Origin of the sequence: Ruminococcus sp. FC2018 (assembly GCF_000621805.1) — a bacterium.
Lineage (GTDB): Bacteria > Bacillota > Clostridia > Oscillospirales > Ruminococcaceae > Hominimerdicola.
Map to the genome: position 1 here is coordinate 15,262 of NZ_JHXH01000011.1, position 18,578 is coordinate 33,839.

General features: G+C 37.0%; 15 protein-coding genes. 1 reads left to right on the forward strand and 14 read right to left on the reverse strand.

Annotation, left to right across the window (positions count from 1 at the left end):
• Positions 1 to 13 precede the first annotated feature (13 nt).
• The 14 genes from aepY to T494_RS0108495 all read right to left on the reverse strand — a co-directional run bounded on the left by aepY (position 14) and on the right by T494_RS0108495 (position 17,066).
• Positions 14 to 1,129 (reverse strand): phosphonopyruvate decarboxylase, encoded by a 1,116-nt coding sequence (aepY, locus tag T494_RS0108430; RefSeq protein ID WP_028505921.1) that lies wholly within the window; start codon positions 1,127 to 1,129, stop codon positions 14 to 16.
• Positions 1,130 to 1,152: 23 nt separating this feature from the next.
• Complete coding sequence (locus T494_RS0108435; RefSeq protein WP_028505922.1) at positions 1,153 to 2,304, reverse strand: RES domain-containing protein; 1,152 nt, start codon at positions 2,302 to 2,304, stop codon at positions 1,153 to 1,155.
• 1 nt (position 2,305) lies between these two features.
• The gene (locus T494_RS0108440) at positions 2,306 to 3,418 is read right to left on the reverse strand and encodes a phosphonoacetaldehyde reductase (RefSeq protein ID WP_037344403.1); all 1,113 of its coding nucleotides are present in this window, start codon (positions 3,416 to 3,418) and stop codon (positions 2,306 to 2,308) included.
• Positions 3,418 to 5,436, reverse strand: coding sequence for a phosphoenolpyruvate mutase (gene aepX / locus T494_RS0108445; protein ID WP_028505924.1), 2,019 nt, complete (start codon positions 5,434 to 5,436; stop codon positions 3,418 to 3,420). The genes T494_RS0108440 and aepX overlap by 1 nt, the downstream gene beginning before the upstream one ends.
• Positions 5,437 to 5,450: 14 nt before the next feature.
• Positions 5,451 to 6,662 carry a CDP-glycerol glycerophosphotransferase family protein gene (locus T494_RS0108450; protein ID WP_242836416.1) on the reverse strand — a complete coding sequence of 404 codons (1,212 nt, stop codon included), beginning with the start codon at positions 6,660 to 6,662 and terminating at the stop codon, positions 5,451 to 5,453.
• Positions 6,663 to 6,711: 49 nt separating this feature from the next.
• Positions 6,712 to 8,178 carry an oligosaccharide flippase family protein gene (locus T494_RS0108455; protein ID WP_028505926.1) on the reverse strand — a complete coding sequence of 489 codons (1,467 nt, stop codon included), beginning with the start codon at positions 8,176 to 8,178 and terminating at the stop codon, positions 6,712 to 6,714.
• A gap of 236 nt (positions 8,179 to 8,414) precedes the next feature.
• Complete coding sequence (locus tag T494_RS12735; RefSeq protein WP_051540250.1) at positions 8,415 to 9,140, reverse strand: CatB-related O-acetyltransferase; 726 nt, start codon at positions 9,138 to 9,140, stop codon at positions 8,415 to 8,417.
• A gap of 42 nt (positions 9,141 to 9,182) precedes the next feature.
• On the reverse strand, positions 9,183 to 10,664 hold the full coding sequence (gene wzy, locus T494_RS0108465) for an O-antigen polysaccharide polymerase Wzy (protein ID WP_028505927.1): 1,482 nt from the start codon (positions 10,662 to 10,664) through the stop codon (positions 9,183 to 9,185).
• Positions 10,661 to 11,746, reverse strand: a complete 1,086-nt coding sequence (locus T494_RS0108470) for a glycoside hydrolase family 99-like domain-containing protein (RefSeq protein ID WP_028505928.1) — start codon at positions 11,744 to 11,746, stop codon at positions 10,661 to 10,663. Before T494_RS0108470 ends, wzy begins: the two co-directional genes overlap by 4 nt.
• A gap of 334 nt (positions 11,747 to 12,080) precedes the next feature.
• Positions 12,081 to 13,472 (reverse strand): hypothetical protein, encoded by a 1,392-nt coding sequence (locus T494_RS0108475; RefSeq protein WP_028505929.1) that lies wholly within the window; start codon positions 13,470 to 13,472, stop codon positions 12,081 to 12,083.
• Positions 13,473 to 13,601: 129 nt separating this feature from the next.
• The gene (locus T494_RS0108480; protein WP_051540252.1) at positions 13,602 to 14,819 is read right to left on the reverse strand and encodes a glycosyltransferase family 4 protein; all 1,218 of its coding nucleotides are present in this window, start codon (positions 14,817 to 14,819) and stop codon (positions 13,602 to 13,604) included.
• 14 nt (positions 14,820 to 14,833) lie between these two features.
• Positions 14,834 to 15,661: an NAD-dependent epimerase/dehydratase family protein gene (locus T494_RS0108485; RefSeq protein ID WP_028505931.1), complete on the reverse strand. Its 828-nt coding sequence runs from the start codon at positions 15,659 to 15,661 to the stop codon at positions 14,834 to 14,836.
• Entirely contained in the window at positions 15,658 to 16,545 is an 888-nt protein-coding gene (locus tag T494_RS0108490; protein WP_081777271.1) for a sugar transferase, read from the reverse strand. Before T494_RS0108490 ends, T494_RS0108485 begins: the two co-directional genes overlap by 4 nt.
• Before the next feature lie 23 nt (positions 16,546 to 16,568).
• The gene (locus tag T494_RS0108495; protein WP_028505933.1) at positions 16,569 to 17,066 is read right to left on the reverse strand and encodes a hypothetical protein; all 498 of its coding nucleotides are present in this window, start codon (positions 17,064 to 17,066) and stop codon (positions 16,569 to 16,571) included.
• 526 nt (positions 17,067 to 17,592) lie between these two features.
• Here T494_RS0108495 and T494_RS0108500 point away from each other — a divergent pair.
• Entirely contained in the window at positions 17,593 to 18,567 is a 975-nt protein-coding gene (locus T494_RS0108500; protein ID WP_028505934.1) for an aldolase catalytic domain-containing protein, read from the forward strand.
• Positions 18,568 to 18,578 lie beyond the last annotated feature (11 nt).

An 18,578-nucleotide genomic window follows, 5' to 3' on the forward strand; every position in this document is an offset into this window, starting at 1 on the left:
TCATCCAAACAATTTATAATATATTACTCATAAAATTCTGCTTATTCTCAATCGCCGTCGTCGTAGGTCTACCGAGGTCGTCCCTTGCACCTATCGAGCACTTGACCTCGATAAGCGAAAGCTCGTTTGCAGCCTTTGCCTTCTCAAGCTCCGCATCAAGCGCCTCGAAGCCATCTACGCTTACAGCGTTCGGATAACCGCAAGCCTTTGCCACACCAACCACGTCGATCTGACCTGCAACAGTTGGCATACCGCCAACCGTTTCGTGCGCAGCGTTGTTGATAACGATATGTACAAAGTTACTCGGTTTGTTTGCACCAAGAACAGCCATGCTTCCCATATGCATAAGCACAGCACCATCACCATCGATGCACCATATCTTTTTGTCAGGCTTGTTTATCGCAACACCCAGCGCAATCGACGAACTGTGTCCCATCGATCCTACAGTCAGGAAATCATACTTGTGGCTCTGCCCGTTTGCCTCTCTGATTTCAAAAAGCTCTCTGCTCGCCTTGCCGGTTGTGGATACTATCGGGTCTTCTCCACTCACCTTTACGATGTGCCTGATTATCTCCTCACGCACCATTGTGTTGTCATTTTTGTACTCAACCTTTGGTGCATCAGTCAGCGCACCCTTGCGGATTATAAAGGCGACCTGCTTGCCATTTGCAAGTATGGCTTTGAAATTCTCCATAGCCACCTTAACTTCATCATCTGTCGTTTCCTTGCCAATGATGAAAGTAGCTATGTCCATATCCTCGAGCAGTTTTACAGTTACCTCACCCTGATAGATGTGCTGTGGCTCGTCGTGTATACCAGGCTCGCCTCTCCAACCTACAATGAATATCATAGGAATAGCGTACACCTTGTCATTGAGCAGACTGGCAACAGGGTTTATGATGTTGCCCTCACCAGAGTTCTGCATATACACAACAGGTACTTTTCCAGTCGCAAGATGGTATCCCGCAGCAAGTGCAGTGCAATTACCCTCGTTTGCAGCTATGATGTGGTGTTTCTGGTCAATGCCATACGTCGCCATAAGATAGTTGCACAGCGCTTTGAGCTGGCTGTCCGGCACACCCGTGTAAAAATCCGCACCAATTATTTCAACAAGATTTTCTACTTTCATAATATCCTCTCCAGTAGTCATTATTATTCGCTCATGCCTAACAATTCGTAAAAATTCATATCCGATTCTTCCATGCATTCGTTTTTAAACAGTGCTTGTTCAATCAAACCACATAGGCTGCTATGATAAGAAAAAGGTGAACCATCACGGGTATATAATATCCTTTTATCAGCATTTGCAAGGGATTCTTCGCAAGCAGTATTCCACTTAAGAGATGATTCATCACGACGAATTGTTTCTGCAATCATATATAGTTCTTTACCTGATCTATTATTTGTCGTGGTAAAGCAATTTGATAAGAACTTACATTTTGTATCTCTAGTGCTATCAGAACGAGCAGGGAACACATAATTCACATATGTAGTCCAATCTTCTGCTAATTGCTTAGCATTTATGCTTGAAACTTTAATTGAAACATACTTTATTCCCATTAAGCTTCCTGCATTCTTTTTCCTCAAAATGTACTCCAAATATAACTGAGGGAAAATATATTCAGGTTTAAAACAATCATTTTCATGCCTAACTTTAATTGAACACAATGCCATTAATGGCCAATACAAAAGATACTCATCTTCATCGAACCATTCTTCATTACTCAGTTCATTGATCTTCTCAGGAATATGGCTCAGGTCAACAACTTTCATTTCCAAGGCTTTTTCTGTGGGCTTCAAAGCAACTAATTGCATTGAATCAATTGTTGGTCGATTCATTTCAACCCAAGATGTATATACTGATGCTCCAGCATATAAGCACGGCAGACCCGGTGAACTATATCTTTGCGTAGAGATAATAGTCCGCCTATTTAGTGGAATGTGAAACATCTGATCATCAGTGTAATCATCAAGCTCATTATTTATTCTTCCTCTAAACATGCATTTTTCATCTAACGAACTATACAAAAGCGGCGATTCATCAATATCTAAAGCATTCAAAGCTCTTTCAAAATTATTATGTGCATTATAGTGATTCCCACGGAAATAGTTTGAAAGTACAAACATGCAAGATCTTTTGAATCTTGTTATTCGTTCTACTACTGATTTATTAGCACCATACATTTTTAATGCGATTACATAAGAATTTAAAAGCCTATTGACCTCATGTTTAAAATCATCTGAATTAAATACAATTGGAAAATCTAGTATTCCTATGTCTTTTAAGTTTTCAATAATGCTCATATCAAGTTATAATTGTCAAATATAGTTTTTCTATTACATCATCACTTAATTTCACAGGGTTGTTCTTCAGTCTGTCGGGGTTTACCGACGTTTTCAGCACGTCTATGTCATTGGCGTCCTTGGCCTTTGGCGATTCTAGCTCAAGGCTGTCAACTATATGTGCAAGCTTTTCATCAGCCTTTTCAGCTGTCGGACAACCCATAGCAGCAGCTATTTCATTGAACGACTCTTTGAGATACTGCTCTCCACGCTTATCTATGCACTTATCCGTGTTTGCAATCATATAAGGGAAAAGCACCTTATCACAAAGGGCAGCAGCATGACCGTGGGCTATTCCATAAAGGCTCGTCAGCTTATAGCACATAGCATGACCTGCTGTGGTTTGCGTGATGTTGATCGCCTTGCCTGCAATATTTGCAGCTTTAAGCATTTTTGCGTTTGCATTTTCGTCATTTGATAGATAATCGTCCATATTAGCAAGAATAAGCTGTATAGCTTCCTTTGAATACTGTTTGCTCTCATCTGTACTGTTAACAGACCAGAAAGACTCTATTGCATGACAAAACGCATCCATCATAGTTGCTTTTTTCTGATATATCGGAAGTGTTTTCAGAACACTTGCATCAAAAAGCACAGTGCCTGGAATACAGCTATCGCTTGTTACGCTCTGCTTTTCTCCATTGTAATAAATAACTGCATAACGAGTCGCCTCGCTTCCGGTTCCGGCTGTTGTCGGAACTGCAAAGAGAACAATATCATTCGGAACTATCTCCTGTTTAAGATAATTCTCGCTGCTGTCCATATTAGAATACAGCTTGATGCATTTTGCAACATCTATAGCAGAACCGCCGCCAACAACAGCGATCATTTCACACGACTCTTTATGGAACAACTCAACACCCCTGACAACGCTTTCGTAATTGGGATTAGGCTCAAAGTCGCTGAAACGAACTACTTTAATGCCGGATCTGTTTTCAAGTGATTCAAAGTATTCATTAAGTCTTAGAAACCTTATTGAATTATCACATACAAGTAAGATCTTCTTTACTTTCTTTTCAGCAAAATACAAATCTAATTCTGCGTAATTCTCACTGGCATATAGTATGCTCTGCATTATACATCCTCCGGAATAAGTCTGATTATTTCCTTAAACGGCATACAGATATCATCGCATTCCTTGGCACGATGATGTTCAAGAATTATTTTAGCTGCGTTCTGCATTGCCGGGAAGCCGGTTCTTGTGAGTTGATTTGCATAAATAACAACGTTTACGCCACGCTCTTTGAACTCTTCTTCAGTAACAGTATTAAAAGAAGTTGGTACAACTACGATAGGTGTTGTTTTGTCTTTATTGCGGAACTTCTCAACAAACTCAAATATCTCTGCTGGATCTTTCTTTCGGCTATGAATCATGATCGCATCAGCGCCTGCATCCGTGAATGCAAACGCTCTTTCAAGAGCATCATCCATTCCCTGCTCAAGAATCAAGCTTTCTATTCTTGCACAGATCATAAATTCTTTGGTCTTCTGCGCTTTCTTACCGGCTTTTATCTTTTCACAGAAATCCGGGATAGAGGCTTGAGTCTGCTTTACCTCAGTTCCAAACAAACTATTCTTCTTTAATCCAGTCTTATCCTCAATAATGACCATTGACACGCCCATTCTTTCGAGTGTACGAACAGTATATACGAAGTGCTCAGTCAACCCGCCGGTATCGCCATCAAAAATGATCGGTTTTGTGGTAACTTCCATAATATCATCAATAGTACGGAAGCGGCTTGTCATATCTACAAGCTCTATATCAGGTTTACCTTTTGCAGTTGAATCACAAAGTGAGCTTACCCACATTGCGTCAAACTGTCTTGCACCGCCGTTTTCATTAACCACGGTGTTTTCAACGATAAGCCCAGTAAGACCGCTGTGTGCTTCCATTGCAGTTATTGTGCCTTTCATGGCAAGAACCTTACGGAGTCTTCCCCTTCTCATATCTGGTGTTGCAAGCTCTGAGCGAGAGCGGTTTTCAAGTTCCTTATACTTTTCATCTGCTGAATACGGATATTCCACAAGCTTTCCGCCATATTCAGCGAGAACAGATACTACCTCATCTCGTATAGGCTTTTGGAATCCGCTTACCCAGTCATCACCGTGTACAACTATATCCGGCTTATACTTTTCAAGATTATCTTTATAGCTGAGCGTCTTTTGCTCAACTACGTTATGCACGCCTACGATGTTCTCAAACATTGCCTTGCGTTCAGCATAAGGCAGCAGAGGAAAACGTTTATAGCTTACAACTGCCTCGTCTGAGAGAACACCTATTGTGAGCTTGCCAAGTCTAGCAGCTTTTTTGATAATAGCTATATGACCGCTATGGATCATATCGGTTGAAAAGCACATATATACTTTTCTGTTCTCGATTTCCTTGAGCTTTGCAGATACAACAGCAAGGTCTTCAGGATTGTCTATTTCTGCACAGAGTCTGTTTTCTACATCAAGAGGCTTGATCATACATTTATCTGACACTTCGTTGAATGCATTTTCAGCATAGACTTTGCGTTTTGCCTCGTCACCGCTTTCACAGAATGCCGAGATATTATCCAGCCATATCTTCCAGTCATCACGCTTGATCTTATACAAAGGCTGTGCTTCCATCGCATCATCAAAAATGTCGATGGAAACTTTAACTATATGATCATCCTTTATGACAGCTTTGAAATCTTTCTCAGGCAGTGGCAATGTTGAGCTTACCGTCATACAGCTTGTTTCACTTGAAACAACATCATCAAAAACAGTATTCTCAAATACAAGATCACCATGCATGAGTATGATATCATCATCAAGGTACTCTTTTGCACAGTAAATTGAGTATATGTAGTTGGTTTTATCATATACGGGGTTGTTCACAAATGTAAAATGCAATGGTAAATCGAGTGAGTTGCAGTAGTTAACAAGTACATCATCAAAGTATCCTGTAGTCATTACGACCTCGGTAATACCGGCTGATGAGATCAGTTTAAGCTGACGGCTGAGTATTGTTTCTGTTGCAGATACCTCGGTCATGCATTTCGGATGTTCTGAGGTCAACACACCCATACGGGTGCCAAGACCTGAGTTAAGGATTAGCGATTTCATTTCTTTCTCCCATATTAAAATTTTGCTTTTTCTTTTATTCGATTATATATCCAATTCATATCTTTCGGATTATCATTAAAAAGGAACCGTTTGCACTGATCATATTTTTTACCAAATCTAACAAAATAGGTTTCGTAATCAGAAGCATTTTTAATTTGCATCTTCAACTCATCTGTCGTGTAAGATTTTTCGCCAGGATAGTAAGAATCATACGGTGAAACCAATCCTCTCTCTTGAGTGTTATACTGATCATAATCAGGGATAAACGAAACAACTGGAATTGAAAAATAGACAGCCTCCGCAGCAGTTGATGAATAATCTGTAACTAAAATATCTATGTATCTATATATTAAGTTAATATCAAAATCACTATCAATATACATAACATTTGGACTATCTATTTTTTCTACAGAAAATGTATTTGCAGAATGCCTTTTATCTATCCAGATATAATTATTATTCTCTATGAATTGCATAAATCCTGGTTGTAGTATCGGATTGACAAATCTACTTTCCGTCTTATTCATCTCACGAAATGTAGGACAATATAGAATCAACTTATGCTTTTTCCTTAACGAGTCCAATTTCTCCAATAGTCTTTTTTCTTTCTTAGTAATAAAAGATGGATAGTTTAGCCTTGGGTAGCTTGCCTCAATTGCGTGATTACGCTTTACCCCGAAATCATAATAAGCTACTCTTGTTGATTCAGGTGCGGTAGTTAAATGGAATCTGTTTTTCCAACAGCCAGGAGAGAAAAATGCAGCAGAAAAAACTAAATTCAGAAAATTACGAACTGAATGTTTTAACGAGTGATTGTTATTAATATCTGCTCTCATTTTTCCGCATGCTTTAATACTTAAACCATGCCATAACAGTATTTTTATTGCGCCACAAGAAAGATGTCCAATTATATCACCATTATGACTTTTCGAACTTGAATAAGTGTTACTAACAATATGAACACCGGACTTAAAATGCCAATAAACGCCTTTGATTGTATTTTTTCTGTATGCCTCAAATCCGTTTTCGTTCAACATTTTAACTACCTTCGGATTATCAGTTACCCATATTACTTTTTTCAATCCGTAAGCTTTTTTGTTTTTTGACAAGAACTCATATAAGCATCTAGAATTATCAGCATATCTTCTTCCCATCCAAGAACCAAACAACAGAATCCTTTTATCTCTTCTTATGAATAGGCAAACAATAGAAGTAAGTATATTCATAAAGCAGTTGTATAAATATGACATTAATACACACCTTTCAATCATCATATTAACTATTGGTTATATCGTTTTTTCTTATTCTAACAATTGTAACCACGGCATACTTTATCTTTTTATGGAATATCGCAGATGTTAATACAACTAATAAAATAACTATATATCTAAGGAACGTATTTGTGTATAGGAACAAAAAGAAAAATCCAACTAGAATAAAGATAACACTGATAACTAAAACTATTCTTGTATCGTACGGATAATCCTTCTCACAATAATTCCGACAGACATATCTCATCAACAAATAATGAAACGAAGCAAAAATGATATAACAAATCAATGTTGTATATCCTGCTGCGATATATCCAAAAATACGAATGAACACAAGGTTTAAAACTATATTCATCATTGCTCCAATAATGCTTACAAGCATTATAATCTTGGTCTTTTCATAATAAAATGCATATTTAGCAAACAGGTCATACGAAAACAGGAAATAACAACTCATTGAAACTGGAGGAATAATCCAAACAGCCTCGTAATATTCTTTCGGAGCAAAAACTCTAATTACCTCTGGTGCAAAAACAATTAGCAAAAGATTTGCTATAGCTATTATTATTAAAGAAACATATGCAATTGGTGCTATTTCTTTATTCTTCTTTGCTTTTATTTTTTGATACATCCATGGTGTAACGGTTTGAGATAAAGCAGTACTAAATAGTGTCATAATTATAGCAACTGAATAAGCAAGATTATATATACCAGATTCACCTTCGCCTATCATTTCCTTAATCATAATACGATCAGCACTATTAAGTATTGTAGCAGATAAGTAATGAGGAATTAACGGGATACTAAAAAGCAATGCATATCTCCAATATTTCCTTGAAAAAAAAGTCTTTCCTTTAATCAAATGAAACAAATGCATCCATGAATATGCCGCAAAATCTACTATCATCCAACCGAGCACTCTTGCCGTAACTTTTTCATTTGACTGAACTACCAACAAAAACTCAAAAACGGGTTTAATTATCGATACCAATAACGTTACTATTACCAGCGCTTTATAAGTGTATTTTAATCTTTGCTCATTCGCCCAAAAATTAAATATAGCAGTGGACCATATGATTACAACCATTGCCAATACTTGTGGTGTTGTCATCGATAATAGTTCATTCCAAAAGTTACGAAACAAAACATATATAATCATCCACACAGAGGCAAGCATCGTTGTTAATCCTTCGATTGATGAAGTAAACTTCTCATGTTCATCAGAGAATTTCACAATACCTTGTGCATGAACACCAAGATACATATTTAAGCTTATAAGTATCGTTACTATTCCTAACCACGAACTAAAAGTACCATACTGTCCATATTCTTTCGTGGACATAATACGGGTAAAAACAGGGGTAGTAATCATTGAAACGCCTTTTTGCAAAAAAGAGCACAGCAAAAACCAAATTGAAGCTCTTAACTGAATTGGCATTGAACGATACTTCTGTACAAACACTTTTACCATAATCAATCCTTTATTCTATTTCCCTTTTTGCAACTAAAACCTATCTATGAAGACCACTATTTGCTATTTCAATCATATCCACAAGCTGCTAAAATTTGTACTATACATTTTACCTCGACCCTGTGAACTTCGGAACAACCAATATAAGCTAGTAATAGATAAGTTGACCTCAAGAAATCATTTATGCTTATGTATATTCCAATTTATAACAACCGTTTACAAAGCAAAAAAATACATTAAGGGTTGTTGCTTTTGGGCATCGATGATTTGCTGCTCAGTTTAGTTATTTTATTAACCTTATTGCAAAAATCATCAACAGATATGTAATTGTGTATTAAAGGCTGTAATTGATTAGGCGTAAGTTCATACCACCTTGACTCAATCAATCGTTTTCTTATACTTTCATCGAAACGATATCTTATTAATCGCGCAGGATTGCCAGCATAAACACCATATGGCTCAAGATCGTGCAATACAATTGAACCAGCACCAACTACCGCTCCATCACCAATCTTATGGCATTTATTGGTGATAATAGCATTTACACCAATCCAAACATCATTTCCAATAATAAGCTTTGATGTTTCAAATCTATTCTCGTCACAACATCCAAAATCTTTTAAATGAAAAATCGGATGAGTGCTAGCATAATCCATCGGATGATTAGCATATAGTCTTTCTATACCAGTAGCGAAAGAACAATAATTTCCAACTTTCACATGCGGTCTCCACCCGCCTTGAAAAATACCGCCATACGAGCCTATTCCAACATCTATATCATATAACTCACGAAAAATCTTACGTAGAGTTAATGAATAATACTGACCACCTTCAAAGCGATTAATATACGAGAAGAAAAAGTGCCTAGTTATTTTATTCTTTGAATACATTTTTTTGGCAAGCGCGTATAGTAGTCTGCTTCTAACACATGGTGCATTAGAATACTTTGAACGATACTTCAAAACTCCATCCCCTTAAAAATTTTTAATTTAAAGCAACCAACACTACAATCTTGCTTTTCGTTTGGTATAATCGTAGTGTAGCTTTATCATAAAATGGAAAAGTAAAACGTAATACACATAATATCTTAGGAATGAAACTAAATCTGTTCTGATAGCAAAACATAATAACGAACTAATGTATACATATTTATATAAATAGAAATTATTATGCTTATTCTTAATATAAGACATCATAAGCTTTCCGACGCCGAATCCGATGAAAAGCATATATATAATAGAAAAATAGCCAAAGTTATGGTACGATTCAGCAATAAAAGATGAACCCATTCCGATTTTTATTTCTTGTGTATATTGAGGAGAATACAATAAACTTGTACTGAGAGAATTAATATCAATTACATTTCGCAAAAACGATGGCAAAACCATGACAACTGCACCAATTATAGAAAAACCATATGAATATGGAACTATGTCAGGTGTTTTATACAATACAACATCCACTACCTCAAATGTCGAACCAGTTTCAATTAAAACATTCGTCAAAAGGCCTTCATCGCTAATCTTGTCCCATGTTTTCGAGGCCATTTCACTAACGCTACCAGAATTAGCAATAGCTTCTCTTGAATCTCTGACAATTGAAAAAACTGCCAGTATCGCCACTCCAATTATTATTAGTTTTATTAAATCTCGTCCTTTAATCTGCTTTATCTTATCATTATATATCAAAACGATAGCTATTACAGACTCAAAGACTCTAAATCTCGAACCTGTCATTAGATATAAAACAACATAAACCAAATAGATAAGAATTATCAGTGTCTTTTTCTTGCTATTAGAGTAGCTGATCAACAATAGATATATGCTTGGCAAAAAGAAGTAAGATAAAAAGTAGCAGATTTTCAACAGTGTAGAACCTGTTGTCATTCCCAAAGCTTCCGAATAACCATATTTGAATGTATTTACAACATCATTATAATACTTATACAATGTGGGAACTACAACAATAGCTAATACAATCCAGGCAACTCTTTTAATTGATTCGCTGTAATAGTTATTCTGAGAAAAATTAAGTTCTTTTGAATCAATTTGTTTTGATTTTGAGTCGCATCCAAATAAAACACCAATATTAATTACTAGCATACATATCAAAACAAAGAAACTAGCTCCGATCCTACTTGTATCTGGAATCCTACCATCAAGAATAGATCTGTAGTATGTTTTAAGAACCCTCGCCTTTCCAAATAGAACAACAAGATGTTGCCCGAAGTAGAACAAAAAACTCATAAGGAGCATACAGCTGTATACATTAATCAATCCATTCTTTAATACTGAACAACAGTAGAACAGAAATACATAAACACCAATTGCAATCATTACACAAATTGATAAAGCAAACTCAAGATTTCCATTGTAAAGTCGTTCAAACACAATCCGCAAAACAACAAGAGCCATAATTAGTATTAATGATACAACTATACATAAAAACCTATTTTTATCGATGCGAAATCTATTTGCCACTTTCATTTTGATACCACTCGTTTTATAGCTTCTAAATAACTATATGAATCTGTTGTAGTCGGTTCAAGCATACATCCTTCTCCCCACTCGTTCCAAGCATTGATATATATAAATGATTCATCTTCCGACATATCATATATGTGTTTTAATGAATTGTAAAACTTTTTCACCGTCGCTCCCTTGTAATATGAGCCCTTATATCCTCTTCTTGGTGTATTATCCCATTTAGGAAATGTACCTAAATATGTTTTCCTTTTATAAACACCTCCATTATTTATCGCTTTGTAAACACTGTCAATATTCTCGATTCTCTCCAGTCGCTTGTTATTTAATGCCTTATTACACAATACATTTTTCAATATAGATATTTTTCGTTTTACAGATTGAAATTGTGTGCTATTGTATTTCAGACTAAATCCAGGCTCAAAATTATAAAATGCATCTATGTTATCTATTCTCGTTTCTACACCCATAATCGTATTCCCAGAAACAACATAAATCCCTGGAAACCCATGTTTAATCGCTAATTTTTTCCAGCAAAGAAGCATTTCATCCAAATGATGAATATATTTTGTTTTATATATATTGATTACTGGCTTTCCATCAATCTTAATATACCGTTCATCTTCAAAGAACTTTGACATATAATTAAAATGATCAGTCCAGTCTTGTTCATCCCCATAGGTCTGCTCTATCAATACCGTCGACTCAAGATTGTACCAAGTCTTGGTCCACGTTTCATTTGCCCATACAATACAATACTTTATATCGATTTCCTTGTGTTTCAAGAGAATCTCCATCGGTTTTTCTAAAAGCATTTTGCTATTACCAAACCAATAATGATATATAGCAAAACCATAAACACCATATTTTTTAGCCAGTTCACTCTGCCATTTCCACGTCGCTGCATCTTCTTCAGATAAATCATAATAATTGTGATTTAATGGTATAACAGGTTGTTTATGTCCCTTAAATAACGGCTTGGCTTTACGTACAGCTGTCCACTCTGTATATCCTTCACCCCACCACTTGTCATTTTCAGGGATAGAGTGAAACTGAGGCAAGTATAGACATAAAATCTTTTTCATAGTAATCTCCAAAGCGGGCGGTACCGCACAAATTGAAATAAAAAAACGAATGCCGCAATATTTTATTCGTTTTAGAGTGAATTATCTTGCGAGTCAAACAACCTCATTACAACACTAGCATATAAACGTATTATAATAATCAAAAAAACTGGCCATAATTACACGTTGAAGATAGATTCTACATTTTCCGTTTTGTTATATCAAAAGAAGTCTTAAGATAAGAATCAAATCGTCTACTTATTTGGCTATTTTCATTTTGCTATTTCAAGGCCATAATTAATGTGCTTTTTCGACATCATATTTTCTACTATTAACTCCAAGCCTAACATATGGTTTAAACTGTTTTCTCCCCGACTACTCGAAACAATTCTTCTAAACCTGCAGAGAGGCTCTCAACAGAATCATATCTATTAATTCTTGCATCTGATAGAGAAGGAAATGATTCAAATATCTCTCTGTCTTTATTGTTTTCCAAAATAGCTATCGAATCAGAATCATTATACAATGCCTCAATCAGTACTGTAGATTTTCTAGCAATACAATAAGAATTCGATATAGCCTCAATAAAGTCATTAACAACAACAACGTCATCAATAATTGCGCTATAGTTTTTCAAATCATCTGCAGGATGAAACTTTAAATATAATGTCACAGTGTGCTTTTTAAAAACCGGCAAAATGGCTTGAATAATCCTAACATTAATATATGGCTCTCTCGACTCAGTAAAAAAAACAAATTTCTTGCCAGGAATAAGACTATGCGAGACATAAAACATTTTTTTTGCTATACTATTGTCAAACAAAAACTTGTTACAATTGTATTTTTTATTCAAATAAACTGCGGAGTACTCACTGGTTGTATAGAAAATGTCACCAGTAAAACAATGAGGAAGCATGAAGCCATACTCAATCCCATGAGGTATACATACCAATGTGTTATTATGCTTTTTGGCAATCCGTTCCTGAATTAGAGCAAATCTATCTAGATTTTCTGCAGTATAATAACGCTTCCCCTTAAATTCAGCAGCAATTCTATCAACAAAGAGCTCGTACGCAGATGTCTGAACTACTCTTATAGAATAATATCGCCTTGCATCATTTGAGCAATTTGCACCATACTTTTGCTTAATATGGTCGCAATAACCATTCAAGATCGAATTTGCACTCACTAGTGCTTTACACAGTATTTTAAATCTTTCCAGTTTGCTAAAACACAAATAAAACGAGCCCTTATCATTATAAGTGTCAAACAACTGGAGCACTGGTTGCTCCGACAAAACATTAATCATTTTTCTTCCTGCTTTTGTCCTACATACGAAAAAGCCCTCATATTGATCAGCTTTTCTTTCGACTTTTTTGCCACGCAATACTTTAAATGTTAGAAACAAAAATGTTCCTAAAACCATAAACCTTTGATAAATGAAGCTAAACAGTCTCTTGATAATTGGACATTTTCTTCTATCAATTGCATCAGCAACACAGGATAATAGAACCCTATTTCCTTTTTTTGACGCAACAGATTTAACACCGTTCTCTTTAACCAAGTATTCAGATGCTTTAAGTAAATGAGCATATTTAATAAAAGCTTCATTAACTATTGGAGAATCATCCATATAGCTCTTAATATTTTTTGCAAAGAAGTCCTCTATTTCTTTAGTATCCATAGTCTCTATTGAGTATTCAGACTGTCCTATAACAAGTGTTTGTTCTAGGATTCTTGCTTTCATTATCAATATCACCCTAACATGATTTTGTTTTATTTGTTTATTCAATGATTGAAATCTTAATAGCAAGTAAGATGAACTCATAATCATAATAGTCTTTTCAAAATGAAAATTTCTGCCAATCATCTCTATTCATTTGCAACTATGACAAAGAATTCTCTCAAGCTTATCCATTACAATCCCAACTTCAAAATGATCCTTATAATACGCTTTTGCTTTCTTACCAAGTTCATTTCTATTAGAATCATTTATAAATAAACTAATCTTATCTACCAAATCTTTTTCATCATTAGCTTTCGCACAGTAACCACAATTACTATCTTTTAGTACGTTAGGTATTTCACCGTTTGCGGATGCTATGATTGGCTTGCCTGCTGCCATATAACTCTGAACCTTTGCAGGGAGAGTTAGTGAGATCAAAGGATCAGGAGTCAAGGTGACTATCATCGCATCTGCTAATGAATAGTATCTTGGCATTTCTTCTGTAGGCTTTCTGCCGTGAAAAACAACATTGTTAATCTTTTGCTGATTGGCAAAAGCCTTCAGATTATCAAGCTCTTGTCCGTCACCAATGATGTTAAAAATGATTTTTTTCCCTTTATCTGTAAGATTATCTCTTTGAATAATCTCTGCAGCTCGCAAAATCACTCCAATATTTTGGGCAGTTCCTATATTACCAGCAAATACAAAATCAGTCGTATCTTTATCTTGGGATTGTGGAGTCTCCTCAAATTCTGAAAGAGCATACTGCGGAAGATATTCAATCCTTGCCGGACTGATTCCAAATTCATTGACAAAATACTCTTTAAACATTCTTGAAGTAACCAATATGATGTCAACGCTTCTGTATATTTTTTTTGAGATATGATAATAGAATTTGTAGATTGATGAATCTTTTTTTACTCCGCCGACACATAGACTTGCCGGCCAAAGGTCCATGCAATACATAACTACTCTTTTATGGTATTTCCTTGCATATGCAATTGCAGGCTCTACCATCATAACAGGAGAAGATTGATTAGCAAAAACTACATCATAATCGTTACTAAGTTCAAGGATTCTTTTCTTTGCTGTTATCGGATAACTGTGATAATTCAATAACCGATGAACGCTGTCCTGCTTTCTTGCGATAACAGGAACGTGTGTAATGTGAATACCATTGTGCGTTTCTTCCATGATTTTATTATGTTCGTATCCTTTGAAGACCGTTCCCATAGGATAATTTGGAGTACCTGTTATGGCATGAACATAATGACCACGTTTTGCCATTTCTTCCATAGGATATAAGGAAGGATAAGGTTCAGGCCAGCCATATTGACAGGTTGCAAGAATATGCATTTTTTTTGTCATGAATCATCCCTCGATTACTTTTCGGTCAACTCCATACTTTCATAGAAGTTGTATTTATTTATTATATCTGTACCGTCGTAGGTTAAATTGCCAAAAACTTTCTTGATGATCGATATCCTGAAAAGATAAATAAACGGATTAAATATATGGGGCATAAACAGCTTTCTACCCTTAAAACTTGCAACAGTTCTTATCATCTCTGAACTGTTTACATAAGCTGAATTCTGAGGGAAGTACAGCCCGTGCCTTTCATCATCAATAACATTCTTCACAAACTCACAAAGATTTCCGATATACACCATTGACCTCTGATTAGGATAATTAGGGAAGATAGGTGACTTTAACGCAAAGCTTCTGAGCCTCTGATAATTACCCTTACAGTCCTTACCGTAAACCATCGGCGGTCTGAGGATAGCGACCTTGAATGAATCACAATCAAGTTTAACTATCTTTTCGTCAGCCTGAAGCTTTGATTTGCCGTAATGACTCTTCGGATGCGGAACCGTTTTCTTGGTTATCACACCGGTTTCCACCCCATAAACATTCATAGAGCTAAGCAGAATAAACTGCTTAACTCCATCTCGTTTAGCCTTTTTGGCTGTTGCTATTGCAAGATTGCGGTTCACCTCATAGTAAAGATGCGCATTTTCAAGCGTTTCCTTCTGATGCGCAATTCCTGCGACATGAAAAACACAGTCATAGCCGGAAAAGCTTTTGCTCTTCCAGCTATCACCGATCATATCAACTGTATCAACAGAGTAGTCATTTCCGAACTGCTCCATATAATTTTCAAACGAGGTGCCTATGTAGCTGTTTGCACCCGTGATGAGTATTTTTTTCATAACATCTTCGCCTTTTCAAATTCTTTAGCCATCTGACCTGTGCCGCCCTCAACTACGCCCTGACTTCTAAGTACAGCGTATACAGAGCCAAGCAAAATCTTTGTATCCATCTGGAGGCCTGATATGCTGGATGCCTTAATTGCATTAGCATAAAGTCCATCAAGCTTTGCCTTTTCGGGGATCTCAAGCTCATCTCTACCCTTGATCTGTGCGAGACCTGTAAGTCCGGGCTTGATATCGTTTGCACCGTACTTGTCTCTTTCAGCGGTCAGGAAATCCTGATTCCACAGAGCCGGTCTTGGTCCGATAATGCTCATATTGCCTATGAAGATGTTCCACAGCTGCGGGAGCTCATCTATTGACAGCTTTCTGATTATCTTTCCGCTCTTGAGTATGTACTGGTCGGGGTTATCGAGCATATGTGTCGGCACATTCTTCGGTGTGTCAAGTCTCATAGATCTGAACTTGAACAGTTTGAAGTACCTCTTATCCTCGCCGACTCTCTTCTGGCAGAAGATCGCCGGGCCGGGATCGTCCTTCTTGATGCAGAGTGCTGTCACCGCATAAACAGGAGCTAGACAAACCATACCGAAGAACGAAAGCACCACATCAAATCCACGCTTTATGAACTTCTCATAGAAGGTCGGATAGTGATTTGTGTTACCTGTTGATTCGAGGTGACCCTGCTTACCGTCTGCATTGACCTCGTCGTCCTCGTCTTCAACAAAAACAACGCTCTTGCCCTGCATATCGTTCTGCTCAAGCGGCTCGTCTTCATAGTATGTAGCTGCTTTCTGCTTTTTTGCGATCATCCTCATGATGAAGAATGCAACTCCGAGAATTATTGCGGAGACTTTGATAAATTTTCTGAACTTCTTACCCATAACAAAGATCCTCGTGCTTTAAGTTATTTATTTCTGAATACTACGCCGTAGTCCACCTTTGTCCTCGGCGGAACAGTTGTGTTTGAACAAACCGTTGAATTGCAGTCGAGATGACAGCCCTCACCGACAAACGAGTTGTGGTTGACGACAGCACCGCTGGAAACTATCGTGCATTTGCCGACCTCAACGGCAGTACCGATGACTGACATCGGCTCAATAACACAGCCCTCAGCAATTTTCGCCGACTGGCTGACATAAGCTCTGCGGCTGATGAACGAAACTATCTCATAGCCTGCCTCTTTGAGTTTTTCTGTGGTTTCAACACGAACGTCAGCGTTACCGATAGCAACTATCGCACACCTATATGTGTCCGTGAATTTCTTATACTCGTCTATCTTTCCGACAGCAAGCTCACTGTTGTCGTCAAGAAAATCTATTTTGTCATACAGATTGAGCGCTCTGGCAGATTCTTTTATCATTGCGCCGTACTGCCCTGCGCCGATTATCAATAGGTTGTTCATAACCGACCTGCTTTCAATTTTTTTGCTACCTTCCCTGACTTGTCCATCATACCTTACTTTTCGCAAAACATAGCATTTTGTTAAAAGCTTTAAAATTTATATATAGTTTTATTGCATAATTTCACACATTCTATTATAACAAACAAAATGGTAGATGTCAACGAAAACATTTGAAATTTGGCAAAATGGCAATTATTTGCAATGCTTAACGACAAAAACTGAATATTTCAACGAAGGAAAGTTGATTATGGCATATACTGGTGTTTACAGGCGCAAGGACGGTAGAAGAAAAGCAAAGTTAATACTCGATTGTTATGATAGATAAAAGTGCGTCAACAGGTCATTCATTGGCAAGACTGCCGATAATGCATGATATTTGGCGCTTTTCTTTTATTTTGATTAGTATTATATTCTGACAACACCACATCAATATTCTGAAAAACAATAAATAGTTGACTATTGCTATATGTTGTGATATACTGTCTAATATGACAATAATCAATAGTGACTAAGGAGAAATGACGCTATGAAAGAAATATCCAAGCTTATGTCATACAGAGAAAGCATCAGGGTCGTTGAAGCAACACTTCGCGACGGAGGACTTGTAAACGACTTTTTCTTTGAAGATGATTTTGTAAAAAGCCTTTATCTTACGAACATCAAGTCGGGCGTTGACTATATGGAATTCGGCTACAGGGGTGACAAGGAGATGTTTGACCCCGAAAAGTTCGGCAAATGGAAATTCTGCGATGATGACGATATAAGAGCTATCGTTGGCGATAATGAATCTGATCTCAAGATCGCTATTATGGCTGACGTGGGAAGATGCAACTACAAGCAGGACATCAGACCAAAGAGCGAAAGCCCTGTTGACCTTATTCGCGTTGCGACATACATCAACCAGATACCGACGGCGGTTGATATGATAGAGCACGCAAAGAACAACGGATACGAGGTCAGCTGCAACATTATGGCGATATCTTCCGCACAGGAGGGCGATGTACGTGCAGCGCTTGATATTCTCGGTCAGACGGCTGTTGATGTTATTTACATAGTTGACAGCTTTGGTGCGCTGTATCCCGAGCAGCTTCAACGTGTTGCTGCGCTGTATATGGAATACGGTGAGAAGTACAACAAAAAGATAGGCATTCACGCTCACAACAATCAGCAGCTTGCATTTGCTAACACTATTGAAGCTGTCGGTGATGGTGTTGACTGGCTCGATGCGACATATTCCGCAATAGACAGAGGTGCTGGCAACTGCGCTATGGAGCTTCTTCTTGGTTTCCTTAAAAACCCGAAATACAAGGTCTTCCCTGTTATCAAGTTTATTGATGAACATATGAACAAGCTCCGTGAAAACGGTGTAAAATGGGGATATGATCTTCAGTATCTTATGACAGGTCTGCTCAATCAGCATCCGAGAACGGCGATAGAGTTTACAAAGAAAGACCGCAAGGACTACGCAGAATTCTACAAAGAGATAGTTGCACTTGACTGATAATTACTGCT